This is a genomic window from Streptomyces sp. NPDC090499 (assembly GCF_044769305.1).
Taxonomy (GTDB): Bacteria; Actinomycetota; Actinomycetes; order Streptomycetales; family Streptomycetaceae; genus Streptomyces.
Window position 1 is genome coordinate 682245 of record NZ_JBIVXP010000003.1, and the last position, 25854, is coordinate 708098.

Here is a 25854-nt window from a genome sequence, read left to right on the forward strand (position 1 = left end):
TGGAATCACGTCTTCCGGATCGACCGGTGTGTTAATCGCCCCTGGTGGGGCCACGTGGGCTAACGCAAACCACCGTGGGCGGCTGCGGCCGCGGGCCGCCGCCCGCGGCGGTCGGCGGTCACTTCGCGTACAGGCCCTCGACCTCCGTCGCGAAGTCCTTCATGACCGCGTCGCGGCGCAGCTTCATCGACGGGGTCAGATGCCCGGCCTCCTCGGTGAAGTCGACGGGGAGCATGGCGAAGCGCCGGATGGACTCGGGGCGGGAGACGAGCTTGTTGGCCTCGTCGACGGCACGCTGCAGGACGGCAAGCAGCTCGGCGTCGTCCATCAGGAGTTCGGGCGGCACCGGGTGCTTGCCGTTCATCTGGCGCCAGTGGGTGAGGCCGTCCCGGTCGAGGGTGATGAGGGCGCTGACGTACGGCAGCCCGTCGCCGACCAGCATCACCTGGGAGATGAGGGGGTGCGAGCGCAGCCAGTTCTCCAGCGGAGCGGGGGCCACGGACTTGCCGCCGGCCGTGATCAGCATCTCCTTCTTGCGGCCGGTGATGGTCAGGTAGCCCTCGTCGTCGAGTTCGCCGAGGTCGCCGGTGGCCAGCCAGCCGTCCCGGGTCGCGGGGACGACACCGCCGGCCGCCGGGTCCCAGTAGCCGCGCAGCACGTGCTCGCCGGCGACCAGGATCTCGCCGTCGGCGGCGATCCGGACCTTGGTGCCGGGCATCGGCCAGCCGACCGTGCCGAGGCGGGGCTTGAGGGGCGGGGTGCAGGTGGTGGCCGCCGTGGTCTCGGTCAGGCCGTAGCCCTCGTAGATCTCGATGCCGGCCCCGGCGTAGAACGCGGCGAGGCGGCGGCCCAGCGGGGAGCCGCCGCAGATGATGTGCCGGACCCGGCCGCCCATGGCGGTGCGGATACGGCGGTAGACCAGCGGGTCGTAGAAGGTGCGGGCGGTCTTCAGGGCCCGGCCCGGTCCGCTGCCGGTGCCGGTCTGCTTCGCCTCCAGCGCCTCGCCGTAGCGCTGCGCGACCCCGGTGGCCCGGTCGAAGACGGAGACCCGGCCGCCCGCCTCCGCCTTGGCCCGCGCGGTGTTGAAGACCTTCTCCAGCATGTACGGGATGGTCAGCAGGCAGGTCGGTTTGAACCCGGCGAGGTCCGGGAGCAGGTCCTCGGCCTTGAGGCTGGGGGCGTGGCCGAGGCGGACCCCGGCGCGGACGCAGGCGATCGCGACCATGCGGCCGAAGACGTGGGACATGGGGAGGAAGAGGAGGATGGAGACCTCCTCGTCGTTGCGCGCCTTGAAGATGGGGTAGAGGAGTTCGATCGCGTTGTCGACCTCGGCGAAGAAGTTTCCGTGCGAGAGGGCGCAGCCCTTGGGGCGGCCGGTGGTGCCCGAGGTGTAGATCAGGGTGGCGAGGGTGTCGGGGCCCAGCATGCCCCGCCGTACGCCCACCTCGGCGTCCGGCACCTGCGCACCGGCCTCCGCGAGCCGGTCCACGTGCCCCTTCTCCATCACCCACAGGTGCCTGAGGTCGGGCAGCCGGTCGAGTTCGGGGCCGAGCGCGGCGGCCTGCGCGCCGGTCTCGGTGACCAGGGCGACGGCGCCGGAGTCGTGCATGATCCAGCGGGTCTGGAAGACCGAGGAGGTCGGGTAGACCGGCACCGTCACCAGGCCGGCCGCCCAGGCGCCGAAGTCGAGGAGGGTCCACTCGTACGTCGTCCGGGCCATGATCGCGATCCGGTCGCCCGGCAGCAGCCCCTCGGCGATCAGCCCTTTGGCCACCGCCAGCACCTGCGCGGCGAACTGAGCCGCCGTCACGTGCGCCCAACGGCCGTCGTCCGCCGCCGACTTGCGGCTGAGCACCACGGCACCCGGCTCCGCTTCCGCGTTCTCGAACGGCAGGTCGGCGAGCGAGCCGTGCCGCACCGGCGGCGCGAACGGCGGTACGTACGCCTCCCGGACCGCCCCGTCGAGCCGCTGCACGAGGGGCTCGACCAGGATCGCGTTTCCGTCGTAGTCCGTGGCCTGGATCGCCGCGCCGGAGGAGACGGGGGCGGCGTTCGGATAAGAGGACGTGGACACGGGGCGGCTCCTCGGGCGTGCAGCGGTGAACTGCTTGCTGCATGACGTACGTGCCTCGCGCACCGAGGCGTTCACCGGTACCGGCCCTCGGAAAGGGGTTGGAGGGGTTACCGGCGGTTCAGGCTGGAGATCGTACGGGGCCGCTGTGGCGGGCTTGTGGGTTTTCGGGGGTTGTCCGGGGACGGGCCTGTGCAATCCCGGAGGTTACGTGAGGCTCCTTCACGTTCGGCCCGATTCCCGGTGATTGACAGCTGTGACATAGGCTTACCTACGGTAACCTTACTCCAGAGTCAGGAATCTGGCGAGATGGCGGCATGAGCAACGTTTCAAGCCGCGGGTGCGTCGCGGCCTGTCGCGCCCGCGCGGCGAGAGCCGCAGACCGGATACAGCCACGCACCCCTGAAAACAGGGCACTTCCGCCACCGGCACCGAAAGGCAACCCTGTGATCGTCCTTGACCGGGCTCCTTCTCTCGGGCCCCTGCTCGCACTCGGCGCACTGCGGTCGCCCTTCAAGAAGCCGGGCGCCGACGCCTCGTTCCCCCGCACCCGCCTCGTACTGCCCGGCGTCCGCCCCGACCTCGGAAAGCTCGCCGCCTACGAGCGCGTCTGCGGGTTCGCCACCGGGGACGACGGGCTGCCGGTCACCTACCCGCACGTGCTCGGGTTTCCGCTGGCCATGCGGCTGATGAGCGCGCGGGCGTTTCCGCTGCCGCTGCTGGGGCTGGTGCACACCTCCGTCGAGATCGAGCGGTATGCCGAGCTCCCGGGCGACGGGACGTACGACATCGCCGTCCACGTCGAGGAGTTGAGACCGCACCGGCGGGGCACCGAGGCCACCGTCGTGACCGGGGTGCGGGCCGGCGAGGACGTCGTGTGGGAGTCGCGCAGTACGTATCTGGCACGGCACCGGACGCGGCACTCCGGTGAGACGCTCCGGGACGAGCCCGGCCGCCCGCCGCTGCCCGTGGTCGAGGAGTGGCGGATCGCCGGGGACGTCGGCCGGCGGTACGGGGCCGCCTCCGGGGACCGCAACCCCATCCACCTGCACCCGCTCACCGCCCGCCTCTTCGGCTTCCCCCGGGCCATCGCGCACGGCATGTGGACCGTGGCCCGGTGCCTGGCCGCGCACGGGGTGCCGACGGCGGCCGTCGTGCGGGCGGAGTTCCGGGCGCCGGTGCTGCTGCCGGGCACGGTCGAGTACGCCGCCGCGGACGGCCGTTTTCAGTTGCGGAGCGGCGACCGGGTGCACGTGGAGGGCAGCGTGCGTCCGCGCGTTGCCCAGTGATCGGCCAACGCAGTACAAAGAGTGTGTTTCGCCTTTCTGTGCTTCTCCTGTCACCGCTTCGCAAATCCGCAGGTCACCGCTGCACCCGAAGCCCTTTTCACACCGGACACCCAGCCTGCCCCAGGCTTCGTGAAGAATTCCCCCATGCTGCGCTCAGAATGCGTCCCTAGCCTCAGCTCACTTTTATGATCCATTGCACGAAGGGCGCTGAGCATGCCTCCCAGACGCGTCGCAGTAATCGCCGACTCTGACACCCGTTGGAAATGGGGGGCGTCGGTGGCCCGGCAGCTCGCCCCCGACTGCGCGCTGGACGCGTACTTCCTGCAGGGCCGGTCCACGCCCACCGAACGGCAGCTCGCCGAGATCGGCATCGAGCCCGACAGCCGCCGTGAGGTGCCCGCCGCCGCACTGGTCGACGACGAGGAACTGGCGGCGGCCGACGTCGTCGTGCTGGCGGTCCTCGGCGGCACCGTCCTGTCGCTCGTGCACAGCCTGGGGCGGGCCTGGGAGGGCCGGCTGCACCGGCCGGTGACGGTCAGCGGGTACGTCGGTGTGGTCTACGAGAAGATGGTCGACGGTCTCATGACCCGGGCCGGCACCGACCTGGTGCTCGCCAACTCCGACCACGACAGCCGCCGTTTCCGCTCCGTCTTCGCGAGCGTCGGCGTCGATCCCGGCTCGGTGGTCGAGTGCGCCCTGCCCTTCCTCGGCGGCGCCCCCTACCGGACCTCCGCCGACCGGCCGTTCACCGTCACCTTCGCGGCCCAGCCGTCCGTGCCCAAGGACCGCACGTCCCGGCTCCGGCTCCTGGAGCGCGCCGCCGCCCACGCACGCCTGTACCCGGAGCGGCTCGTGCTGGTGAAACTGCGCAGCCTGCCCGGCGAGCAGACCACCCACGTGGAGTCCAACCCGTACCAGAGACTCGTCGAGACCCTCGCCGAGCCCGCGCCCGCGAACCTCCAGCTCGTCTACGGCAACATGGCCGACGTGCTGGACGGCACCGACCTGCTGGTCACGGTGAGTTCGACGGCCGCCCTGGAGTCGATGCACCGGCGGATACCCACCGCGATCCTCACCGACTTCGGCGTCCGCGAGGCCCACGGCAACCACTACTTCGTGCACTCCGGCTGCCTCGCGTCCTGGGACGACATCGACGCGGGCGCGCTCCCGCAGCCCGACCCGGAGTGGGCGGCCGCCCACGGCATCGGCAGGAGCGACCCGTACGCCGCGGCGCGGGCCCGTGTCACCGAGCTGCGCGCCGCCGGTCCCCTGCCGCCGCTGCGCCCCTACTACACCCCGCAGACCGCCGGCATCTACCTCGCCGGCATCCTCCACAACAACGGCTTCGACGAGCAGGGCCGCCCGCTGCCCGTACCACCGGGTGCCACCGGACGGGGCCGGGTGCAGCTGGCCGTACGACGGGTCGCCGGGCGGGGCGCCAAGAAGCTCTACCGCGTGGGCAGCCGCCGAGTGGCGCCCGCGTTGCGCCGCTGGAGTGCCGTGTGACGGACCGGGCCGGTCACGGCGGGGACCAGGGCCGGCCCTCCATCAGGTTGCCCAGCCCCGCCCAGGCGAAGTTCATCAGGGTCGCCGCCGCCTGGCGTGCCGTCACGCCCGGGGTCGCGTTGGCCCAGGTGGCCAGGGACTCGGCGGCGCCGACCAGTGCCTCGGCGAGGCCGGCGACCTCGCCCTCCGCCAGGTCGGGGTCACGGTGCGCCGCGCGGGCGGCGGCGACGATGAGCTGGGTCACGAACGCGACGATCTCCTCGCGCATCGCCGCGACCTCGGAGGCGAACCGCTCGCCGTGCGTACGGGCCTGGAGGTGCAGCACCGACCAGCCGTCGGGGTGCTCGGCGGTGTACGTGAAGAACGCCCGCAGTCCGTCCCAGAGCTGCCGGTCGGCGGGCAGCTCGCGGTCGACGCCGGTGCGGACCGCCTCGGTCAGGGCGCTCGCCTCACGGCGGATGCAGGCCGTGAACAGGTCGTCCTTGGAGTTGAGGTACAGGTAGACCAACGGCTTGGAGACACCGGCGAGTTCGGCGATCTCGTCCATCGACGCGGCCATGTAGCCGCGCTGGCCGAAGGTCCGCACGGCGGCGTCCAGCATCTGCTGCTCACGTACCGCCCGCGGCATCCGCTTGGTCTTGACGGTCCCCATGGGACAAAGCCTAGTTGGGGCCGGAGGCGCGGGAGCCGCTCAGGAGCTCAGGAGGAGGTCTGGGCCTGGTCCGCCGCCTCGACCGCCGCGTCCTCCTGGCTGCGGTTGGCCTCGATGTTGGCCTGCATCCGCTCGACCCGCTGCGCGACCTGCACCGAGGCCCGGTCCCGCTCCTTGCGCAGCACGACGAAGCTGATCGGCGCCGACAGGACGAGGGAGAGCAGCAGGACCCACAGGAAGTTGGAGTCGCCGAAGCCACGCGGGAACGCGCCGGCGTAGACGAGGCCCCAGACGACGAGGAGGCAGCCCGCGAAGATACCGAGGCGCATCAGCGTGTAGCGGAGCATCTCAATCCAGTCTTCCGATGACGAAAAGGGGCACCGTCCAGTGAAGCACGCCGTGGGGCCGATCTTTCACCGGGGTCGGTCGGGGCGGGTCAGGTCAGCGGGAGCAGCATGGTGATGTCGTCGCGGTCGTCGCCGGGGGCGACGCGGACCGCGGCCGGGACCCGGCCGACCTCCTTGTAGCCGCAGGAGGCGTAGAAGTCCTCCAGGCCGAGGCCGCCGCGGCAGCCGAGCCGTATCGCGTCGATGCCGTCGAAGCCGCGGGCGGCGTCGGCGGCGGCCGCGAGGAGGTCGCGGCCGTGGCCCCGGCCCTGGTGCCTCGGGTGCACCATCACCGTGTACAGCCACACCCAGTGCGTCATCAGCCGGTGCGTGTTGAAGGAGAAGAAGGCGGTGGCGGCGACCTCGCCGGCCTCGTCGTACCCCACGAGGAGCCGGTGCCGGCCCTCGGCCATCGCGACGAGGTGCCGGACCAGCTCCGGCCGGATCTCCTCGGAGGTCACCGGCGCGACGAACCCGACGGCACCGCCGGCGTTGGTCACGTCCGTCCACAGGCTGAGGACACCGTCGCGGAGGGCGGGGGTGACGGCGGGGTCGAGGGTGAAGGTAAGGGGCATGGCGGGATCGTATCCATTACGGCGGGGGGTGGGTAGCGCCGATTTCGCCGAGGGCGCGTTGGCGGGTGCGGGTGCGTCGTGGCTTGTCGCGCAGTTCCCCGCGCCCCTGAAAACGGGGGCGCACTGCAGCGGCCCCTGCTTCTGGCTTTTGGGGGCGCGGGGAACTGCGCGATCAGCCCCCACGCACTCGCACCCGACAACGCACCGTCGGCCCAGGCTCAGACCCGCATCGGCTGCGGGGACTCCCGGCGCGCCGGGTCCGGACCGTCGTACTCGCGGATGATCTCGTAGCGGGTGTTGCGCTCCACCGGCCGGAAGCCCGCGTCGCGGATGAGGTCCAGCAGGTCCTCGCGGGTCAGCTTGTTCGGCGTGCCGTAGTTGTCGGCGTCGTGAGTGATCTTGTACTCGACGACCGAGCCGTCCATGTCGTCGGCCCCGTGCTGCAGCGCCAGCTGCGCCGTCTGCACGCCGTGCATGACCCAGAAGACCTTGACGTGCGGGACGTTGTCGAACAGCAGCCGGGACACCGCGAAGGTCTTCAGGGCCTCCGCGCCGGTCGCCATCTGGGTCCGGGCCTGGAGCCGGTTCCTGACCTTGCCGTCCTTCACGTCCACGAAGTCGTGCTGGTAGCGCAGCGGGATGAAGACCTGGAAGCCGTTGGTCTCGTCCTGGAGCTCGCGCAGGCGCAGGACGTGGTCCACCCGGTGCTTCGGCTCCTCGATGTGGCCGTACAGCATGGTGCACGGGGTCTTGAGACCCTTCTCGTGCGCCAGGCGGTGGATCCGGGACCAGTCCTCCCAGTGGGTGCGGTGGTCCACGATGTGCTGCCGGACCTCCCAGTCGAAGATCTCCGCGCCGCCGCCGGTGAGGGACTCCAGACCCGCGTCGATCAGCTCGTCGAGGATCTCGGAGGCCGACAGACCGGAGATCGTCTCGAAGTGGTGGATCTCCGTGGCCGTGAAGGCCTTCAGCGAGACGTTCGGGAGGGCCGCCTTCAGCTCGCGCAGCGACCGCGGGTAGTAGCGCCACGGCAGGTTCGGGTGCAGGCCGTTGACGATGTGCAGCTCGGTGAGGTTCTCGCCCTCCATCGCCTTGGCGAGCTTCACCGCCTCCTCGATGCGCATGGTGTACGCGTCCCTCTCGCCCGGCTTGCGCTGGAACGAGCAGTACGCGCAGGACGCGGTGCACACGTTCGTCATGTTGAGGTGGCGGTTGACGTTGAAGTGGACGACGTCGCCGTTCTTCCGCGTCCGCACCTCGTGGGCGAGGCCGCCCAGCCAGGCCAGGTCGTCCGACTCGTACAGCGCGATGCCGTCCTCGCGGGTCAGCCGCTCACCGGCCCTGACCTTCTCCTCCAGCTCACGCTTGAGCCCGACGTCCATGCCCACACCTCTCTACGACAACTCCGACTACGGTACGGCTACGCCTCTTCCGGCAGTTCCCCGACCCGGTTCTCCCACTTCGTGGACAGCACGATCGTGGTACGGGTCCGGGAGACGCCCTTCGTCCCGGACAGCCGCCGGATGGTCTTCTCCAGTCCGTCCACGTCCGACGAACGCACCTTGAGCATGAACGAGTCGTCGCCGGCGATGAACCAGCAGTCCTCGATCTCCGGCAGGTCCCGCAGCCGCTGCGCCACGTCCTCGTGGTCGGCCGCGTCGGAGAGGGAGATCCCGATGAGGGCGGTGACGCCGAGGCCGAGCGAGGCCGCGTTGACGGTGGCGCGGTAGCCGGTGATGACCCCGGCCGCCTCCAGCCGGTTGATGCGGTCGGTGACGCTGGGTCCCGACAGTCCGACGAGGCGGCCCAGCTCAGCGTACGAGGCCCGGCCGTTCTCCCTCAGGGCCTGGATGAGCTGCCTGTCCACGGCGTCCATGCGATCGAAGCCTTCCGCTGAAGATTTCCCGAAGTAGATGAGAGGTGGTGCAGAGGTGGTGCGGAGGTGGTGCCGGGGGGTGGTGCTACTTGCTTCCGCCGCCGAGGTCCCCTTCCCAGCGGCGGTAGAGCCGGTGCCCGACGCCCGCCGCGTCCAGCACCCGCCCGGCGACGAAGTCGACCAGGTCCTGGATGTGGGTCGCGCCCGCGTAGAAGGCGGGGGAGGTCGGGACGACGACCGCCCCGAGGTCGTCCAGGGTGACCAGGTGGCGCAGGGTCTGGCCGTTCAGCGGGGTCTCGCGGACGGCGACGACGAGCGGGCGGCGCTCCTTCAGGGTGACACTGGCCGCCCGCTGGAGCAGGTCCTTGGAGAGGCCGAGGGCGACCCCGGCGACGGCGGCGGTGGACGCCGGCACGATCAGCATGCCCTTCGCCGGGTACGACCCGGAGGACGGCCCCGCGGCCAGGTCCCCGGCGCTCCAGTACCGCACCCGGGCCAGGTCGGCCGCGAAGGTGCCCGGCTTGCCGTCGGCCCCCCGCGCCAGCCATTCGCCCAGGTCGTCCTGCCAGTGCGCGTCCCGGAAGGAGATCCCGGTCTCGTCCAGCAGGGTGAGCCGCGAGGCCCGGCTGACCACCAGGTCGACGCTCTCCCCCGCGTCCAGCAGGGCACGCAGCACAGCAGCGGCATACGGCGTTCCGGACGCCCCGGACACCCCCACGATCCAAGGCACGCGCTGCGTTTCTCCTGCGTTCACATCTTGAGCGTACCGGCGCGACCCGGCGAGTTCAGGACGGGTCCACGGTGACCGACCGTACTCAGACGCTCAGGCCCCGGACCAGCAGGTCCAGCAGCGCGCACACGAAGAGGGCAATCCCGATGAACCCGTTGACGCTGAAGAAGGCGCGGTTCAGGCGGGAGAGGTCGTGCGGGCGGACGATGGAGTGTTCGTAGGCGAAGGCGCCGGCGACGATCACCAGGCCCAGCCAGAAGAACGCGCCGGCGTGGGTGACCACGGCGTACCAGACGAACAGGCCGGTCACCACCGCGTGGCAGACCCGGGCGCCCCAGATCGCCGCCGGGATGCCGAAGCGGGCCGGGACCGACATGACGCCGATCTCGCGGTCGGTCTCGACGTCCTGGCAGGCGTAGATCAGGTCGAAGCCGCCGATCCAGATGCCGACGGCGAGGCCGAGGATCACCGCGTCCCAGGACCACTCGCCGGTGATCGCCAGCCAGCCGCCGATCGGGCCCATGGCCTGGGCGAGGCCGAGGATGGCCTGGGGGAAGTTCGTGAACCGCTTGCCGTAGGGGTAGACCACCATCGGGATCACGGCGACGGGGGCCAGGGCCAGGCAGAGGGGGTTCAGGAGGGCCGCCGAGCCGAGGAAGACCGCGACCGCGATCAGCGCGCCGGTCCAGGCGTGCCTGACGCTCATCGCGCCGGTGACCAGCTCGCGGTGGGCGGTGCGCGGGTTCCGGGCGTCGATCTCGCGGTCGATGATCCGGTTGACGGCCATGGCGAAGGTGCGCAGGCCGACCATGCAGATCGTGACCAGGAGCAGCCGGCCCCAGTGGATGTTCCGGTCCAGCTCGAACATCGCGGTCAGCGCGGCGATGTACGCGAAGGGCAGGGCGAAGACCGAGTGCTCGATCATCACCAGGCGCAGGAAGGCTTTCGTCCGTCCCGGCTGCGGGAGGGCTGCGGAGGCGGAACTCACAGGCCGTACTCCTTCCAGCGGCGGTCCACGAGGGCCGCCGTATCCGGGTCCGACAGGACCATGTCCGGCCAGCCCCCGTCCCGTGTGTAGCCCTCCTCGGGCCACTTCTTCGTCGCGTCGATGCCCGCCTTGCCGCCCCAGAACTGCTGGTAGGAGGCGTGGTCGAGGTGGTCGACGGGGCCTTCCACGACCGTGAGGTCACGGGCGTAGTCGGTGTTGCCGAGGGCCCGCCAGGCGACCTCGTGCAGGTCGTGGACGTCGCAGTCGGAGTCGACGACCACGATCAGCTTGGTGAGCGACATCATGTGCGCCCCCCAGACCGCGTGCATGACCTTCTGCGCGTGCTTCGGGTACTTCTTGTCGATCGAGACGATCGCACAGTTGTGGAAGCCGCCGGCCTCGGGGAGGTGGTAGTCCACGATGTCCGGGACGATGATCTTCAGCAGGGGCAGGAAGAAGCGTTCCGTGGCCCGGCCGAGGGGGCCGTCCTCCGTCGGGGGGCGGCCGACGACGATCGACTGGAGCAGCGGACGCCTGCGCATCGTCACGCAGTCGATGGTCAGGGCCGGGAACGGCTCCTGCGGGGTGTAGAAGCCGGTGTGGTCGCCGAACGGGCCCTCGGGCAGCATCTCGCCCGGCTCCAGCCAGCCCTCCAGGACGACCTCGGCGTTCGCCGGGACCTGGAGCGGGACCGTCTTGCAGTCGACCATCTCGATCCGCTTGCCGGCGATGAACCCGGCGAAGAGGTACTCGTCGATGTCGCCGGGGAGCGGGGCGGTGGAGGCGTAGGTGACGGCGGGCGGGCAGCCGAAGGCGATCGCGACCGGGAGCCGCTCCCCCTTCCGCGCCGCCACCTGGTAGTGGTTGCGGCTGTCCTTGTGGATCTGCCAGTGCATGCCGATGGTGTTGCGGTCGTGCCGCTGGAGCCGGTACAGGCCCAGGTTCCGGATGCCGGTCTCGGGGTCCTTGGTGTGGGTCAGCCCCAGGTTGAAGAAGGAGCCGCCGTCCTTCGGCCAGGTGAACAGCGCCGGGAGCTGGTCCAGGTCGACGTCGTCGCCGGTCAGGACGACCTCCTGCACCGGTGCCTCTTTCACCTTCTTCGGCGGTACGTGCGTCATCGCGCCGAGCTTCCCGAACGCCTCGCGCACACCGACGAAGCCGTGCGGCAGCTCGGGGCGCAGCAGCCCGCCGATCTTCTCGGAGATCTCCCCGTACGACTTCAGGCCGAGGGCCTTGAGCAGCCGCCGGTCGGTGCCGAACACGTTCATCGCGAGGGGCATGTCCGACCCCTTCACGTTCTCGAAGAGCAGCGCCGGTCCACCGGCCTTCTGCACCCGGTCGACGATCTCCCCGACCTCCAGATACGGGTCGACCTCGGCCTTGACACGCTTGAGGTCTCCCTCGCGCTCCAGTGCCCGGAGCAGGGAGCGAAGATCGTCGTAAGCCATGTGTCCCAGTATCGGCCACCCGGGGTCCGGGCCCGCCCACCGCCCCCTGCATACTCGTCGGCCGTGAGACGTCGTCGCCGGTTGCCGCTGCTCGCCCCGCTCCTCGCCCCGCTGCTCGTGCTCGCCGTCGGCTGTGCTCCGGCCCGGGAGGCCGCCGGGTCGCCGGTCTCCCCGCTGACCCGGATACCGGCCGCCGACCGGAAGGCGGCCCCCGACCTCACCGGCAGCAGCCTCGACGGCACGCCGGTCAGCCTCGCCGGCTACCGCGGCAAGGTCGTCGTCCTCAACGTGTGGGCGTCCTGGTGCGGGCCCTGCCGCGCCGAGGCACCCGAACTGTCCAGGGCGCAGCGGGCGCTGGCGGCGAAGGGCGTCCAGGTGCTCGGGGTGGACACGGACGCCCGGCAGGACAAGGGGCGGGCGTTCCAGGACGAGCACGACCTGGTGTACCCGAGCCTGCACGACCCCGGCAGCCGCAAGCTCGTCCGGCTGCCGAAGGGATACCTGCCGCAGGCGCTGCCGTACACCCTCTTCATCGACCGGCGCGGGAAGATCGCCGCGAAGTACCTCAGCCCCCTGACGGAGGCAGACGTCCGCGCCGTCACCGGGCCGCTGCTGGCGGAGTAGCGCACCCGGTCAACTGTCGCTGGAGGCAAGGCACTTGGCGCCCTCCCGAAGCGGCGCCATCAGGTGGCTCAGGTCCACCAGCACCCCGTCGAGACCCGCCACGGAGCCGGCGACCGAGACCTCCACGGCGGGACTGCGGCCGTAGGTGACCAGCTTCTTGCGGCCGTCCCCAGCCGTCTCCCGCCACACCCAGTCGACGCCATCCACGCTGACGCACGCGTCCGTGGTCGGGCCCGGCGGGTTCACCCCGCACCGCAGCTCCACCGCCCCGTGCCCCCACACGGCGAGTCCCTCGAAGGTCACCCGGTCCCGGGCGACACCCCCGAGCCGGTGCGGGTACCGGTCGGCGAGCCGCGCACACGCCGGGTCCCGGGCGAACGGCCCCTGCGCCAGCCCGAACACCGGCGAGTCCAGTTCACCGGCGACCAGAGCGCCCCCGGCGACCAGCCCCACCACGGCCATTCCGACCGCCACCCGGCTCCTGCGAGACCAGCCACGCACCCCCACCGCTTCCCCTCCCGTCGGACGAGAACCATGATGCCGGGGTGCCGGTCCGCAGCCTCGGGCACCCGCTGCCGAACGCGGGAGTATCCGGTGGCAGGCCACGGCTCCTGGCTGACAGGCTGTGGCCATGAGTCCCGAGTCCGACGGCGTGTCCGGGGTGTCCGGCAGTTCCTGGCTGGGGCACCCGGTCGACGCGCGTGCGCTGTTCGGTCCGGAGCTCAGGTCGCTGCTCGACACCCTGCGTGGCCTGACGCCCGCCGACTGGGGCAAGACGGCGGCCGGGCACTGGACGGTGCACAACGTTGCCGTCCACCTCCTCGGCACCTACTGCAGCCGTCTCGGCCACGACCACCGGAACGGCTTCGCCGACGGCGAGACGCTGGAGGCATTCATCCACCGCACGAACCAGGAGTGGGTCGAGCTGCACGCCGCCGACAGCCCCGCTTCGCTCATCGACGCCCTGGCCGCGGCAGGTACCCGGCTCGCCCAGCGGTTCGCCACGGCCGACCTCGGCGCGGTCGCCGACCTGGGCGTGTCGTGGGCCGGCGCCGACCCCGCGCCGGCGTGGCTGGACATCGCCCGGGAGTTCACCGAGCACTGGACCCACCGGCAGCAGATCCGGCACGCCGTCGGCCACGGCACCGACCCGGAGCCGCGCGCCCTGGCCCTGGTCCTCGACACCTTCATGCGGGCGCTGCCCCACACGCTCCGCAGCACGTCGGCACCGATCGGGGCGCAGGTCCAGGTCATCGCCGAGGGCCCCGGCGGCGGCAGCTGGACGGCGACCGCCACGGCGGACAAGTGGTCGTTGGCCGTAGCACCGACCGCTCGGCCCACCACGGTGGTCCTGCTGGACACGGAGATCCTCTGGCGGCTGTGCACGCGCGGCATCGATCCCGCGGACGCCCTGTCCCGCACCCGGGTCCGTGGAGACCGACGACTCGCCGAAGCCGCGTGCCGGATCGTGTCCATCGTCCACTGACGTCCGCTGCCGTCCGGTGCCGTCCGCTGCCGTCCGGTGCCGGCTCCTGATGACGCCGGCCCGACCGGCTTCCCCCACCGACATCACGCTGCCGACTTCAGTAGTGTGGCCGCCATGCTCAGGTATCTGCCCTACTTGCTGGTCCTCGCACTGTGGATCTACGCCTTCGTGGACTGCCTGAACACCCCCGAGGACGAGGTCCGTGCCCTGCCGAAGCTGGCGTGGGTGTTCATCATCCTGCTCTTCGGCGAGGTCCTGGTCGGCCCGGTGGCCTGGCTGGTGGCGGGCAGGACCCGGCAGCCGCGCGAGCGCTGGGTCGCGCCGGACGACAACCCGGAGTTCCTGAAGTCGCTGAAGCCGGACGATCCGCGCACCGACTGATTGTCAGAACGTCCCCACCTCCCGTTGAATAGGCCGACGTGCCGATATTGGCGACGGGAAAAGGGAAGAGTAGTTTCCGGTTCCGAAAGCGCGAAAGCATCCTCGGTGTTTGCGCAACGGCGTACGGCAGGCGCGCCGATGCACGGCCGTCGGTCACCGGAGGCGATCCGGCCGTCAACGACGATGTGACGTTCGTGATTTGCATGACGTCGCGATGCCTGCCGAGGGGTCAGCCAGAGGTCATCACGGTTGTCCGATCTTCCACCCACGGCATGCCCCCTCGTGCGCCCTTTGCGTGCTTCACCTCGACGGTTTTTGCCATATGACCAGAGGGGAAATCCACTCTGAGAGGCGTCGGGCACGCCTCGGGGGCAGCGGAGGACACCATGGCCATGTCGAGCCATATGCGAGAAGCCTGCATACTCGGAATCACCACTCTGGCAGCATGCGCCGGCTCGGCCGGACTCACCATGCTGCTCACCAGTCTTCCCGCCATCCAGTCCTCGGCCACCAGCAACGCAGGCCAGGCGTACGGTGCCGCCGCTGCCGCCACCTCCGTCGTGGTCCTCATCTACATAGCCCGCACCTTCCGGCACCAGAACGACGAGGCTCGAATGCACCGGGAAGTGCTGGAGGCCCAGACGGCCGAACTGTGCCTGCAACGCGAGAGCACCCAGGGCCAGCACAAGACGGTGCAGCGCTCGGCGGAGGCGGCGGTACGCGCTCGTCATATCCAGCTTCTGGAGATGGCCATCAATGACCCCGCGCTGATGAAGTGCTGGCCGATCTATGGATTAGCGGATACGGACGAGAAGAGGAAGCAGTACCTCTACTGCAACCTGATCATGTCCCACCACAGCATGTGCTACGAGCTCGATTACCTCACCGACGACGAACTGGAGGAGTGTCTTTTCCACGCCTTCAGCAACGACATCCTGCGCGATTTCTGGGAATCATCGCGATCGGCCCGCAACCGTGCGACTCCGCATGGCGGACACATGCGCAAGTTCTACGATCTCGCGGAACTCTCCTACGCTCGCCGATCGGATAGCAGGGGCGTGGCCTGACCAGGGGTCGCCTGCACGGCCACGCCACCGGGATCATGCGCCGGGTGGATTCCAGCCGGCACTGATGAGAACCTCTCTCGGGACCACGACGAGCTCTTCACCATCGCCCACGCCCGAGCCGACGGGTAGCGTTTCCCTCATCTCAGGCGATGCTGTACGCCCGATGAAGGCCACATCACCCGTTGATGTCGAGAATACTGCCGGACAGTTCACGTCACCGGCGCAGCTCGGTCCCGGATTGTCCAGCCGCCTAGCGATTCGCATACATGTACCTATTCCGGAAGGCGCACCCCGGGAAGAGTGCTGCTCTTCCCGGGCCAGAGCGCACTCTTCGCTTCGGAGTTGTTCGGAGGTATTTCTCTACAAGGGGCGGCAGCCCGCTGTCAAGGCGGACACGAATGGGTTTTACGGTGTTGCCGTCGACGGCATTCGATTCGAACAGGGCCGCTACAGCAGCGCCTTGACCTGCGCCGCCGTCAGCGCCCGCTGGAACACCTGGACCTGTTTGATCGAGCCGGGGAACCAGTCGGCGGGGGTGCCGGCGGTGGTGGCGCGGCCGATGAGGAGGGGGCCGTGGGCGGCGACGGGGTTGCTGTCGTTGATGCCGGCCTCCTGGACGCCGTCGACGTACAGGAGGAGCTGGTTGCGGAGGCCCTCGTAGACGCCGACCAGGTGGGTCCAGACGTCCGGCTTCGGGACCGTGAACGACAGGGCGCGCAGGTCGGGGCGGGCGAAGGCCCAGCGGTTCTCCGCGGCCGAGTACTGGAGGTAGAAGCCGCTGACGTCCTGCGCGTCCTGGCTGACGGCGGTCGCGAAGAACGACGGCACCCTGCTCAGGGCCACCCACGCCGAGACGGTGAAGCTGCGGCCCTTCGCGGTCCGCAGCACCGGTCCCGCGGTCGCGATCTGGCTGGTGCCGCCGTCGAACAGCGCGGCCCCGTCCTTGCCCCGCCCCCACCCGACCGCGGTGGCCGCGCCGTCGTACCGGCCGGTGTCGTCGGCGGCGACCGCGCCCGAGGTCTCGTCCAGCGGCCAGGCGTCCAGCGGCGAGGGGACGGAGACGGAACCCGAACCGGCCGAGTGCTGCGGGGACTTGGCCTTGCCCCGGTTGACCAGGTGTGCGACCGGTACGGCGGCGATCGCGGCGACGGCCAGCGCTCCCCCGGAGACGAGCAGGGTACGGCGGCTCGTGCCCGGGTTCCGGCGTTGGGGCACCGGCTGCGGCGCCGGGGCGAGCCTGGTGACCGGGCGGGTCGCCGCAACGGGCTGCGGCGCCGGGCGCGTGAAGCCGGCCCGGGGATCGGCTGCGGGTCTCGCGAGGAAGGCGGTGGCATCTGCCGCCGGGCCGATCCGGGCCAGGATCTCGCGCGGGGTGGGCCGCCCGGCCGGGTCCTTGGCCAGGCAGTCCGCGACGAGGGAGGCGAGGGCCGGGTCGGTGACGGCGGTGATGTCGGGATCGTCGTGGACGACGCGGTAGAGCAGGGCCGGGGTGGGCCCGTCGCCGAACGGGTTGCCGCCCGTGGCCGCGAACGCCAGCACCGCGCCGAGCGCGAACACGTCGCTCGCGCCGGTCACCTCACTGCCCGCGACCTGCTCCGGGGACATGAAGCCGGGCGAGCCGACCATCAGCCCCGCCTGCGTGATCGTCGCGGACTCCACGCTCCGCGCGATACCGAAGTCGATGACCCGCGGCCCGTCCTCGGCGAGCAGCACGTTCGACGGCTTGAGGTCCCGGTGCACCAGCTGGGCCGCGTGGATCGACGTGAGCGCCTCGGCCAGCCCGGCGGCGAGATCGAGCACGGTGGCGGCGGGCAGCGGCCCCCGCTCGGCGACCGCGTCCTGCAGCGAGGGCCCGGCGATGTAGCTGGTGACCAGCCAGGGCAGCGGGGCGTCCGGGTCGGCGTCCACGACCGGTGCGGTGAAGGCACCGCTCACCTTGCGGGCGGCCTCCACCTCACGCCGGAACCGTGACCTGAACTCGGGCTGTCCCGCGACCAGTTCGGCATGGACCACTTTCACGGCGACGGCCCGGCCGCCCGGCGAACGGCCGAGGAAGACCCGGCCCATCCCGCCCGCGCCGAGCCGCCTCAGCAGCTGGTACTCCCCGACAGAGCGTGGATCGCCGGGCTCCAGAGCTGCCACGACCCCTCCCGCACCGCTGACTCCCGAAGACCCGGTCAGCATAGGACCGCCGACACCGGTGGTTGACCGATTTCGGTTCCCTCAGGGCAAGTTGCCCCCGGGTCTGCCCTTGCGGACCAGCGTGAGACGGGGCGTCCGCGGCGCCGTCGCGGCCGGGCGTGCGCTGCACCGCCACGTCGGCACGTCCCCCGCGGACTACCGGGCCACCTTCCGGGCATAGCGCCCCCCGCAAGTCGGCGCCGCCGGGCCGGAGCCGGTCAGCAGGGCGAGTCGGGAAGGTGCTCCCGCGCCCACTCCCCCAGCGCCTTCAGCGACGGCTCCAGGGCCGCCCCCTGTGCGGTGAGCCGGTAGGAGACCCGCAGCGGCGGGCCCTCGTCGACCTCGCGGACCACGAGTCCGGCCGCGGCGAGTTCGGCGAGCCGGTCGGAGAGCATGCGTTCGCTGATGCCGGGGATGGCGCGGCGCAGGCTGGCGAAGTGCGTGGGCTGATCCATCAGGACGGACAGGATCGGGCCGTTCCAGCGCTTGCCGAGCACCTGGAAGACGCGCGTGATGCCGTCGTCGACGCCCTTGCACGCTTCCGGGTCATGGACCTGCTCCACCGCCATGGCATCAGGGTACAGCCACACCAAAAGGAAGGGGGTGAAAAAAAGTAAGCACCTGTGTTATCTATAGCTGAGTACGAATTCTCAGCCCCTGCGGCTCTGCCCTGGGCCCGTGTATCCGGAGACCTCTCATGGCCACCCTTCTCCACATCGACTCGTCCCTGCTCCCGGGCGGGGCCTCCTCCTCCCGTGCCGTCACCGACGCCTTCCGCACGGCGTGGCTGGCGCAGCACCCCGAGGGCACGGTGATCTACCGCGACCTGGCGGCGGACCCCGTACCGCACCTGACCGCGGCCGCCCACACCGCCGGTTTCGCCGACCCCGCCACCCACAGCCCGGAGCAGGCGGACGCCTTCGCGGCCCGGGTGCGGCTGATCGAGGAGCTGGAGCAGGCGGACGCGGTGCTCATAGGCGCCCCGATGTACAACTTCACGATCCCGTCGACGCTCAAGGCGTGGCTGGACAACGTGGTCCTGTTCAACCGCACGATGGGCGAGAACCCCTCGGCCAAGGGCACGCCGGTCACCGTCGTCGCCAGCCGCGGCGGCTCGTACGCGCCGGGCACCCCGCGCGAGCCGTTCGAGTACGTCCAGAACTACCTGACCGCGCTGCTCTCCGACGGCCTCGGCCTGGACGTCGACTTCATCGTGCCGGAGCTGACGATGGCCCCGCAGAACCCGGCGATGGCCGAGCTCGTGCCGCTCTACGAGGCCTCCCGCGAGCGCGCCCTGCAGGACGCGGCCAGCAAGGCGAAGGAACTGGCGGACCGCCTCGCCGCGTGACGTGAGCGCCGGCACCGGGCCCCGGTCCGGGGCCGGTTGCGCCGATCGGCCCAGCAGCGCATGCGGGCCCGGTGGCAGGCGGTTGTGATGGACGCGTTCTGACATCCAGACACCTTGGAGACTGGCATGCGCATCCGTTCCCTCGCCGCCACCGGCGCCCTCGCCGCCGCCCTCGCCCTCGGCGGCAGCACCGCCGCGTTCGCCGACAACGGCGCCGACGCCACCGGTACCGCGTCCAACAGCCCGGGTGTGGTGTCGGGCAACGTCATCGAGGTCCCGGTCAGCATCCCGGTGAACCTGTGCGGCGACAGCATCGACGTCATCGGCCTGCTGAACCCGGCGGCGGCCAACACCTGCACCAACGGCTGACCCGGGCCTGCCCGGAGGTATCGTCCGAGGACTTCCGGCGGCACCGCGCCTCCGGAAGTCCTCGCCTGCGTGCAGGTTGTACGCCGGTGAGCCGCCCGAAGCGGACAGTGCGCCCCTGGGCCGCACCGGCAGCGGTCCCGACACTTACCTCGTATGACGACTGCTCCCGCCGGTTCCACCACCAGCATCGCGCCCGAGTACGGCGACCGGGTCATCGCCGTGGAGGCGGCGGGCTCGGAACCGATCCCCGACGCCGAACGCCACGGCAGCCCGCTCCAGTTGCTCTGGACCTGGGCGTCCCCCAACATCGAGTTCGCGACCGTCTACATCGGCGTGATCGCGGTCCTCTTCTTCGGCCTCGACTTCTGGACGGCGACCGCCGCGATCCTGCTGGGCACCGCGATCGGCGCGGTCACCCAGGGCGTGCTGTCACTGGACGGGCCCCGGTTCGGCGTCCCGCAGATGGTGATCGGCCGCTTCTCGTTCGGCTTCCTCGGCAACATCCTGCCCTCCGCCGCCAACGGCCTGCTCGCGGGCGTCGGCTGGTTCGCGGTGAACAGCGTCAGCGCCGCCTTCGCCCTGAACACGCTGACCGGCCTGCGCCCGCTGCCCTCCCTTCTCCTCGTCGTGGTCGCCGAGATCCTCATCGGCTTCATCGGCCACAACTTCGTGCACACCTTCGAGAAGTACGCGTTCCCGGCGCTCGCGGTGGTCTTCCTGCTGGCCGGGGTGTGGACCTTCAAGGACGCCGACCTCGGCGGGGGCGGCTCGGGCGGCGGCGTCGGCGGCTTCCTGCTCGCGTTCAGCGCGGCCTGGGGCTACGCGGCCGGCTGGAACCCGTACGCCACCGACTACTCCCGCTACCTGCCGCGCACCGCGAACAAGGTGAAGACCGTCCTGTGGCCGGCCGTCGGCCTGTTCGTGTCGGTCTCCGTCGTCGCCGTCATCGGCGCGGCCTCGGCGACCATCATCGCCCCGAAGGACGCCACCCCGACGGCCGCCTTCACCGGCCACCTCCCCGGCTGGCTCGGTGACCTCGTCCTGCTCGCCATCATGCTCGGCGGGGTCTCGGCGAACGCCCTCAACGTGTACTCCGGCGCGATCTCCATCGCCTCCTTCGGCCTGAAGCTCCCCACCTGGCTGAGCCGCAGCGCCCTGGTCGTGGTCTCGGGCATCGCCGGTACCGCGGCCGCCTGGGCCTCCCTGGACGACGCGGGCGCGGCCTACGAGGCGTTCCTGCTGGTCATCGCGTACTGGGTGGCACCCTGGCTGGGAGTCGTGCTGGTGGAACGGTGGCTGCAGCGCCGTACGGCGACGGACGAGGAACTCTCGGCCCGCCTCGCCGACCGCTCCTTCACCAACTGGCCCGGTCTCGCCTCACTTCTGATCGGCGTCGCGGTCTCCGTCCCCCTCTTCTCCAACCAGGAGGACTACGTGGGCTGGGTCCCGAAGCACCACCCCGCCTTCGGCGACATCACGCCGGTGGTCGGCTTCGCGATCAGCGCCCTGTTGTACGCGGCGCTGCGCAGGCGCACGCGCTAGTCGTCGTCCCGCAGCCGCCGCCAGATCCGGCTGCGGTGCAGGAGGAACAGCGAGCCGACCACGGCGACCAGCTGGAGCCCCACGGCGAGCAGCCAGAACTCGTCGCGGGTCTCCAGCCGGTTCGTCAGGAACTCGAAGTTCATGCCGAAGAACCCGGTCAGGAACGACAGCGGCAGGAAGATCACCGACACGATCGCCAGCCGGTTGATCACACCGTTCTGTTCGCCCGCGACCAGGGAGCCGTAGCTGGCGAAGGCCCGGCGGGCGGCGTCCTGGAGCGACTCGATGTCCGCGAGGACCAGGCGCGCCGCCCGCTGGAACTCCCGGGCCAGCCGCTGCCGTTCCGCCGGGAAGTCGGGGCTCATCATCCTGCGGGTCACCACCTCCTCGACGGCCTGGAGGTAGGGCAGCAGCGAGTGGTGCAGGAGGGCGGCCCAGCGGCGCTGCTGGGAGAGGAGATAGACCTGCTCGGGCCGCCGCCCCTCGAACATGTCGTCCTCCAGCTCCTCCACCCGCAGCAGCGCCCGCACCGCGGCCCGCCGGAACGTCGTCGGCGCCTCCTGGAGCAGCAGGAACAGGGTGGCCACGGCGTCGTGCGGCCGCTCCCGCCGCAGCTGCGCGGTGATGTCCGCCGCCAGGGTGGGCCGGCCCCAGTGGACGACCACCAGGAAACGCTCGCCCGCCAGGACGTGCACATGGTCGACCTCGCGGTCACGGACCACCGGCACCACGAACGCTGCGGTCTCCCCGAGGAAGTCGGCCCGCGCGGACTCCCCCCGCCTGCCGAACCACTCCAGCTCCGCACCGTCAAGACCGAGCCGCCGCACGACCGGCTCCTCCTCCTGCCCCGGCTCCTCCTCCGACAGCTCGACACGGAGGAACAGAAAGGGGTCGGTGGCGAGCCGCCGGCGTGCCTCGGGCACGGAGACCGTCGTCGTGCCCCCGTCCGGCACCGACACCACCGTCACGATCATCGCCACCCTGCCAGCGTGCGTGCGGCCCGCGGGGCGCGCACTCGGAGGCGTGCGCGTGCGCGCGGCACAGCCCCGGACGGGTGAGGCCAGGCAGGTGCGGCGGGAACCCCGGGTCGCTCAGGCAGCCGCCGTCCGTGCCCCGCCCGCCACCGCCGTCCCGGTCCCCGCGCCCGTCCCCCGCACCACCCGGTGCGCGCAGGCCGCCGTCAGGAGTTCGCCCAGCAGGTCGGGGTCGTCGATCTCCAGGCCGAGGAGGGACTCGATGCGTTCCAGGCGCTGGTAGAGGGACTGGCGGCCGATGTGCAGGAGGGCGGCGGTGCGGGTCGGGGAGCAGCCGTGCCGCAGGTGCACCTCCAGGGTGCGGACCAGGTCGCTGGGGTGGGCCGCCTCCCAGGCCAGCAGCGGGCCGAGGGCGTGCTGGACGAGCGCGGCGAGCCGGTCGCGGTTGGCGGCGACGCCGCCCCGGGTCAGCTCCCGCTCCAGGGCGAGGGCGCGGGCCGAGGTCACCGACGGGCCCTCGGGCACGGCCGGTTCGGCGGGCGGCACGGTCAGCGCGAGTTCGAGGGTGGTGCGGGCGGCGCGCAGCGTCTCGCTCCAGTGCAGCCAGCCGCCGGGGCCGACCGCGTGGCCGACGGCGACCGTGGCCCCCGCCTCGGCGGCGCCCCGGAACGCCTCCTGCACGGCCCGCACGGGATCGCCGGGGACCGCGGCCGGTACCGCGAGCAGCGCCAGGACGTCCCCGGGGAACGCGGCCCGCAGCACCCCGGCCCCGCCCAGTGCCCGGACCGCCCGGTCCACCGCGCCCACGCCCCGGCTGCCGTGCAGCGAGACGCCGAGCAGCCGGGCGCCGGGGCCGGGATGGAACCCGGCGAGGGCGGCCCGCGCCTCCACCTCCGGCTGGTTGAGGGCCTGCCCGTCGGCCAGGTCGGCGAGGAGCGCCACCGCGTGGTCGTCGCCCCAGGTCCGCACGACCGTACGGCGGCCGGACAGGCCCCGGGCCACGATCGCCCGGTTGGCGGCCTCGGCGATCCGCACGAAGGGCACCACCCGGTGCAGGGCGAGCAGCGGCAGGCCGAGCCGGCAGGCCTCGTCGGTCACCTCGGGCGGCATGCCGGGCAGCGCGCGCCCGACCTCCACCGCGAGCCCGGCCGCCCCGCGCGCCGCCAGCTCCCGCACGTACCGGCGGCGGACCTCGTCGCCCGCGTCGGTGAGCCCGAAGCCGTTGGTGAGGAGGAGTTCGCCGCCGTCGAGGAAGTTGGCGCCCTCGTAGACCTCGCTGGAGTGCACCCAGCGGACGGGACGGTCCAGGGCGTCCTCCCCGGCGAGGAGTTCGGGGCGGGCCGCCCGCACCGGGTCGAGGGCCAGGACTTCGCGGAGGGTGAGTGCGGGCACGGCGGCCTCCAGGGGACGGGCACGGCCGCTGACATTTCGTCCGGCCGGGGGTTGCCCGGAGGCTACTTTCCGCACGTTGCCCTCGTGTTTCGGCCACGGGAGAGTGAAGGCATGGATCAGTCACAGAACCGGGCCCGGCTCGCCGCCGCCGTGGCCGAGGCCCGCGCCGGGCTCGCCGAGGGGGGCATCCCGATCGGCGCCGCGCTCTACGGCGCCGACGGCACCCTGCTCGGCCGCGGCCACAACCGGCGCGTCCAGGACGGCGACCCCTCGATGCACGCGGAGACGGCCGCCTTCCGCGCGGCGGGCCGGCAGCGGTCGTACCGGGGCACCACGATGGTGACGACCCTGTCGCCGTGCTGGTACTGCTCGGGCCTGGTCCGGCAGTTCGGCATCTCCCGGGTCGTGATCGGCGAGGCGGCCACCTTCCACGGCGGCCACGAGTGGCTCGCCGAACACGGTGTGGAGATCGTCCTGCTGGACGACGAGGAGTGCACCGCGATGATGCGCGACTTCATCAACGACAACCCGGCTCTGTGGAATGAGGACATCGGTGAGTGAGCCCAGGCCGCGTATCCCCACCATCGATCTGCGTCCCTGGCTGGACGGTGACCCCACGGCCCGCGAGGACCTCGCCCGGACCGTCGACTCCGCCCTGCAGACCGCCGGCTTCCTGCTCGTCACCGGGCACGGGGTCGACGCGGAGCTGCGCACCGCCGTCCGGGCGGCCGCGCGCCGGTTCTTCGCCCTTCCCGCCGAGGCCAAGCAGGCGTACGAGGCGAAGGTCGGCGGGCGCGGCTGGCTCGGGCCCGGCGCGGAGGCCAACGGCTACTCGGAGGGCACCGAGACCCCGCCCGACCTGAAGGAGTCGCTGACCTTCGCGACCCACGAGCCGTTCGAGGACCCGGTCGTCGACGCGGAGTGGTACGCGCCCAACGTCTGGCCGGCCGAGGTGCCGGAACTGCGCACGCTCTGCGCGGAGTACCTGGACCGGATGGCCGAGCTGGAGAAGGAGCTGCTGTCCCTGCTCGGGTACGCGCTCGGGCTCGAACGGGACTTCTTCTCCCGGCACATGGACCACCCGACGTACGGCTTCAACATCAACTGGTACCCGGGGACCGACGTGCTCGGCGAGCCCGCGCCGGGCCAGTTCCGGATCGGGCCGCACACCGACTTCGGGACGGTGACCATCCTGGACCGGCAGGCCGGCAGGGGCGGGCTCCAGGTGTACACGGACGAGGGCGGCTGGGAGGACGCGCCCTTCGACCCGGCCGCCTTCACCATCAACATCGGCGACCTGATGGCCCGCTGGACCGGCGACCGGTGGCGGTCCGGCCGGCACCGGGTGCTGCCGCCGCCCACGGACGCGCCCGCCGAGGAGCTGATGTCCCTCGTCTACTTCGGCGAGTGCACCCCGGGCACCCTCGTCGAGTCCGTCCCGGCGCCGGTCGGCCGGGTCGCCTACCCGCCGGTCGACTCGCACGTCTATCTGCGGGAGAAGCTGGACTCCATCACCGTCGGCTGATCTCACAGCGTCAGGATTCGTGACCCAACAGCCACCACCCGATCTGGCCCGGAGCAACTCCCCCTTCCTACACTTGTGTTGAGGGGGGACTGCCTTGCACAGACGGCTGCACGGGCGCGGGGCGCTGTTCGACGTCGAGCCGGCCGGGCTCGTGCCGAGAATCGTCGGGTCACGGCCGTACCAGCATCGTGTCCTTGCCCTCGAACACCCCGGTGAGCTGCCGTTCGTCGTGCTGACCGGACCCCGGGGGATCGGCAAGAGCGCGGTGCTCGGTGAGTTGCGGGACGCGTACCAGGGGCACACCCCGGTCGCGCTCGTCGACTGTGCGGAGGCGCAGTTCGCGGGCCCGCCGCCGGAGCGGCCCGCCGAGTCCTGGTCGCCGGTCGCGCAGGCGCTGCTGGTCGTCGCCGAGCAGCTCGCCGAACCGGTGACCGGCGCCGGGCGGATCACGTTCCCGCGGCTGATGTCGGGCCTGGTCGCGGCGGCCGCGGGCGGCTGGGGGGACGCGGACTCGGAGCGGATCCGGCGCGAGGTGGAGCGGATCCTGCTGCTGAACGAGAGCGGTTCGTGGGTCAGCGGCTTCGCCGGGCGGTGGGCCGGGAAGGTGGCGGCGAAGGTCGTCGCCGCCGCGACCGGGACCGGGCCGCTGGTCTCCGGCGCCGTCGAGGCCACCCTGGAGTCGATCGCCGAGGGCTTCGCCAGCCGCCGCCACCAGAAGGCGTCGGTCTGGTACCGGACCTACCCCAACGCGGGCGGGCACGCCCAGCGCGGGCTGATCCTGCTCTCCGGGCACTTCCGGGCGGGCGGCACCTCCCGCGCGCACGCCGAGCGGTATCTCGTACGGGCCCTGCTCGCCGACCTGACCGAGGCGTACGCGGGCGTGCTGCCGCGGATGCAGCGGCTCGGCCGGCCACTGGTGCTCGCCGACAACGTGCAGGACGGGCCGGGGCCGGGCCTGCCGGCCGCGGTGCTCAGGGACCGCGCCGAGGGCGTCGCCGACCAGGTGGCCTTCGTCGCCGGGCTGCGCGGCGACGGCCGGGAGCTGCTGCGCGGCGCGGTACTCGGCGCTCCGCGCCTGGTTTTCACCCCACGGAGTCAATCAACCGTTCGAATCTGGTGCGCCAGCGTTGTTCTGTGTCCCCCTCCCCCGTGAACTCGTACGTGAAGCGCAGGGTGCTGCCGGTGGTCCCGTCGGGCTCCAGGTGGAAGCGGATCCTGCCGCCGGGGTCGACCGTGTACTCGGCGACGCGGTCGACGTCCCACGCGGTCACCGTGCCCGTGCCCAGGTCACCGAGGGTGACCGTGCCGCCCAGTCTCGGTTGCAGGACGTCGGCCGGGGTGAACCAGGCGGCCAGGCCCTCCGGGGTGGAGAGGCTGGGCCAGACCTGGTCCGCCGGCCTCGGCAGGCGGGTCAGCAGGTGCAGGACGGCCATGACACCAGCCT

Annotated in this window: 27 protein-coding genes; 12 read left to right on the forward strand and 15 right to left on the reverse strand. The window is 71.6% G+C overall.

The features are described from left to right. Nucleotides 1-118 precede the first annotated feature (118 nt). Nucleotides 119-2023 carry an AMP-dependent synthetase/ligase gene (locus ACIQVL_RS15115; RefSeq protein ID WP_403475543.1) on the reverse strand — a complete coding sequence of 635 codons (1905 nt, stop codon included), beginning with the start codon at nt 2021-2023 and terminating at the stop codon, nt 119-121. A gap of 494 nt (nt 2024-2517) precedes the next feature. Here ACIQVL_RS15115 and ACIQVL_RS15120 point away from each other — a divergent pair, with 494 nt between their 5' ends. Next, nucleotides 2518-3360 (forward strand): MaoC family dehydratase, encoded by an 843-nt coding sequence (locus ACIQVL_RS15120; RefSeq protein WP_403433668.1) that lies wholly within the window; start codon nt 2518-2520, stop codon nt 3358-3360. Between the two features lie 213 nt (nt 3361-3573). Next, nucleotides 3574-4866: a DUF6716 putative glycosyltransferase gene (locus ACIQVL_RS15125; protein ID WP_403475490.1), complete on the forward strand. Its 1293-nt coding sequence runs from the start codon at nt 3574-3576 to the stop codon at nt 4864-4866. A gap of 13 nt (nt 4867-4879) precedes the next feature. Here ACIQVL_RS15125 and ACIQVL_RS15130 read toward each other — a convergent pair whose 3' ends face one another. From ACIQVL_RS15130 to ACIQVL_RS15165, 8 genes are all read right to left on the reverse strand, one after another. Beyond that, the gene (locus ACIQVL_RS15130; RefSeq protein ID WP_403433663.1) at nt 4880-5518 is read right to left on the reverse strand and encodes a TetR/AcrR family transcriptional regulator; all 639 of its coding nucleotides are present in this window, start codon (nt 5516-5518) and stop codon (nt 4880-4882) included. A 47-nt stretch (nt 5519-5565) separates the two neighbouring features. Then, entirely contained in the window at nt 5566-5865 is a 300-nt protein-coding gene (locus ACIQVL_RS15135; protein WP_403433661.1) for a DUF4229 domain-containing protein, read from the reverse strand. A gap of 89 nt (nt 5866-5954) precedes the next feature. Then, nucleotides 5955-6479 carry a GNAT family N-acetyltransferase gene (locus tag ACIQVL_RS15140; RefSeq protein WP_403433658.1) on the reverse strand — a complete coding sequence of 175 codons (525 nt, stop codon included), beginning with the start codon at nt 6477-6479 and terminating at the stop codon, nt 5955-5957. 218 nt (nt 6480-6697) lie between these two features. Then, nucleotides 6698-7861 carry an aminofutalosine synthase MqnE gene (gene mqnE, locus ACIQVL_RS15145; protein WP_403475491.1) on the reverse strand — a complete coding sequence of 388 codons (1164 nt, stop codon included), beginning with the start codon at nt 7859-7861 and terminating at the stop codon, nt 6698-6700. A gap of 38 nt (nt 7862-7899) precedes the next feature. Further along, nucleotides 7900-8355 (reverse strand): Lrp/AsnC family transcriptional regulator, encoded by a 456-nt coding sequence (locus tag ACIQVL_RS15150; RefSeq protein WP_093499807.1) that lies wholly within the window; start codon nt 8353-8355, stop codon nt 7900-7902. An 85-nt stretch (nt 8356-8440) separates the two neighbouring features. Beyond that, nucleotides 8441-9085 (reverse strand): UbiX family flavin prenyltransferase, encoded by a 645-nt coding sequence (locus ACIQVL_RS15155; RefSeq protein WP_403433653.1) that lies wholly within the window; start codon nt 9083-9085, stop codon nt 8441-8443. An 85-nt stretch (nt 9086-9170) separates the two neighbouring features. Further along, entirely contained in the window at nt 9171-10073 is a 903-nt protein-coding gene (mqnP, locus tag ACIQVL_RS15160) for a menaquinone biosynthesis prenyltransferase MqnP (protein ID WP_403433650.1), read from the reverse strand. Beyond that, complete coding sequence (locus ACIQVL_RS15165) at nt 10070-11521, reverse strand: menaquinone biosynthesis decarboxylase (protein WP_403433647.1); 1452 nt, start codon at nt 11519-11521, stop codon at nt 10070-10072. The genes mqnP and ACIQVL_RS15165 overlap by 4 nt, the downstream gene beginning before the upstream one ends. A 63-nt stretch (nt 11522-11584) precedes the next feature. On the opposite strand from ACIQVL_RS15165, the gene ACIQVL_RS15170 reads away from it, so the two are divergent. Next, the gene (locus ACIQVL_RS15170; RefSeq protein ID WP_403433646.1) at nt 11585-12145 is read left to right on the forward strand and encodes a TlpA family protein disulfide reductase; all 561 of its coding nucleotides are present in this window, start codon (nt 11585-11587) and stop codon (nt 12143-12145) included. Between the two features lie 9 nt (nt 12146-12154). Here the strand turns inward: ACIQVL_RS15170 and ACIQVL_RS15175 are convergent, their stop codons facing one another. Next, on the reverse strand, nt 12155-12619 hold the full coding sequence (locus ACIQVL_RS15175; protein WP_403433643.1) for a DUF3515 family protein: 465 nt from the start codon (nt 12617-12619) through the stop codon (nt 12155-12157). Between the two features lie 157 nt (nt 12620-12776). Here ACIQVL_RS15175 and ACIQVL_RS15180 point away from each other — a divergent pair, with 157 nt between their 5' ends. The 3 genes from ACIQVL_RS15180 to ACIQVL_RS15190 all read left to right on the forward strand — a co-directional run bounded on the left by ACIQVL_RS15180 (nt 12777) and on the right by ACIQVL_RS15190 (nt 15079). Next, nucleotides 12777-13631: a maleylpyruvate isomerase family mycothiol-dependent enzyme gene (locus ACIQVL_RS15180; protein WP_403433640.1), complete on the forward strand. Its 855-nt coding sequence runs from the start codon at nt 12777-12779 to the stop codon at nt 13629-13631. 114 nt (nt 13632-13745) lie between these two features. Continuing rightward, entirely contained in the window at nt 13746-14012 is a 267-nt protein-coding gene (locus ACIQVL_RS15185) for a PLD nuclease N-terminal domain-containing protein (protein WP_351957448.1), read from the forward strand. A 386-nt stretch (nt 14013-14398) separates the two neighbouring features. Then, on the forward strand, nt 14399-15079 hold the full coding sequence (locus tag ACIQVL_RS15190; protein ID WP_403433637.1) for a DUF6082 family protein: 681 nt from the start codon (nt 14399-14401) through the stop codon (nt 15077-15079). A 447-nt stretch (nt 15080-15526) separates the two neighbouring features. Here the strand turns inward: ACIQVL_RS15190 and ACIQVL_RS15195 are convergent, their stop codons facing one another. Together ACIQVL_RS15195 and ACIQVL_RS15200 are read right to left on the reverse strand one after the other, a co-directional pair. Further along, on the reverse strand, nt 15527-17221 hold the full coding sequence (locus tag ACIQVL_RS15195; RefSeq protein ID WP_403433634.1) for a protein kinase: 1695 nt from the start codon (nt 17219-17221) through the stop codon (nt 15527-15529). Nucleotides 17222-17478: 257 nt separating this feature from the next. After that, nucleotides 17479-17829, reverse strand: a complete 351-nt coding sequence (locus ACIQVL_RS15200) for a winged helix-turn-helix transcriptional regulator (RefSeq protein ID WP_403433632.1) — start codon at nt 17827-17829, stop codon at nt 17479-17481. A 128-nt stretch (nt 17830-17957) separates the two neighbouring features. Between ACIQVL_RS15200 and ACIQVL_RS15205 the strand changes: the two genes are divergently transcribed. The 3 genes from ACIQVL_RS15205 to ACIQVL_RS15215 all read left to right on the forward strand — a co-directional run bounded on the left by ACIQVL_RS15205 (nt 17958) and on the right by ACIQVL_RS15215 (nt 20519). Beyond that, nucleotides 17958-18608, forward strand: coding sequence for an FMN-dependent NADH-azoreductase (locus ACIQVL_RS15205; RefSeq protein WP_403433629.1), 651 nt, complete (start codon nt 17958-17960; stop codon nt 18606-18608). A 126-nt stretch (nt 18609-18734) separates the two neighbouring features. Further along, nucleotides 18735-18977, forward strand: a complete 243-nt coding sequence (locus ACIQVL_RS15210) for a chaplin (RefSeq protein ID WP_403433627.1) — start codon at nt 18735-18737, stop codon at nt 18975-18977. A 153-nt stretch (nt 18978-19130) separates the two neighbouring features. After that, nucleotides 19131-20519 (forward strand): purine-cytosine permease family protein, encoded by a 1389-nt coding sequence (locus ACIQVL_RS15215; protein WP_403475492.1) that lies wholly within the window; start codon nt 19131-19133, stop codon nt 20517-20519. Here the strand turns inward: ACIQVL_RS15215 and ACIQVL_RS15220 are convergent. Continuing rightward, complete coding sequence (locus ACIQVL_RS15220) at nt 20516-21493, reverse strand: CorA family divalent cation transporter (RefSeq protein ID WP_403475544.1); 978 nt, start codon at nt 21491-21493, stop codon at nt 20516-20518. The genes ACIQVL_RS15215 and ACIQVL_RS15220 overlap by 4 nt on opposite strands. A 117-nt stretch (nt 21494-21610) precedes the next feature. Further along, the gene (locus tag ACIQVL_RS15225; protein ID WP_403433621.1) at nt 21611-22885 is read right to left on the reverse strand and encodes a PucR family transcriptional regulator; all 1275 of its coding nucleotides are present in this window, start codon (nt 22883-22885) and stop codon (nt 21611-21613) included. Nucleotides 22886-22996: 111 nt separating this feature from the next. Between ACIQVL_RS15225 and ACIQVL_RS15230 the strand changes: the two genes are divergently transcribed. The 3 genes from ACIQVL_RS15230 to ACIQVL_RS15240 all read left to right on the forward strand — a co-directional run bounded on the left by ACIQVL_RS15230 (nt 22997) and on the right by ACIQVL_RS15240 (nt 25563). After that, complete coding sequence (locus ACIQVL_RS15230; protein WP_403475493.1) at nt 22997-23446, forward strand: nucleoside deaminase; 450 nt, start codon at nt 22997-22999, stop codon at nt 23444-23446. Beyond that, nucleotides 23439-24410: an isopenicillin N synthase family dioxygenase gene (locus ACIQVL_RS15235; protein ID WP_403475494.1), complete on the forward strand. Its 972-nt coding sequence runs from the start codon at nt 23439-23441 to the stop codon at nt 24408-24410. Before ACIQVL_RS15230 ends, ACIQVL_RS15235 begins: the two co-directional genes overlap by 8 nt. A 94-nt stretch (nt 24411-24504) precedes the next feature. After that, nucleotides 24505-25563: a hypothetical protein gene (locus tag ACIQVL_RS15240; RefSeq protein ID WP_403475495.1), complete on the forward strand. Its 1059-nt coding sequence runs from the start codon at nt 24505-24507 to the stop codon at nt 25561-25563. On the opposite strand, the gene ACIQVL_RS15245 is transcribed toward ACIQVL_RS15240, so the two are convergent. Continuing rightward, nucleotides 25493-25843 carry an SRPBCC family protein gene (locus tag ACIQVL_RS15245; RefSeq protein ID WP_403433612.1) on the reverse strand — a complete coding sequence of 117 codons (351 nt, stop codon included), beginning with the start codon at nt 25841-25843 and terminating at the stop codon, nt 25493-25495. The two genes, ACIQVL_RS15240 and ACIQVL_RS15245, sit on opposite strands and share 71 nt — an antisense overlap. Between the last annotated feature and the right edge of the window lie 11 nt (nt 25844-25854).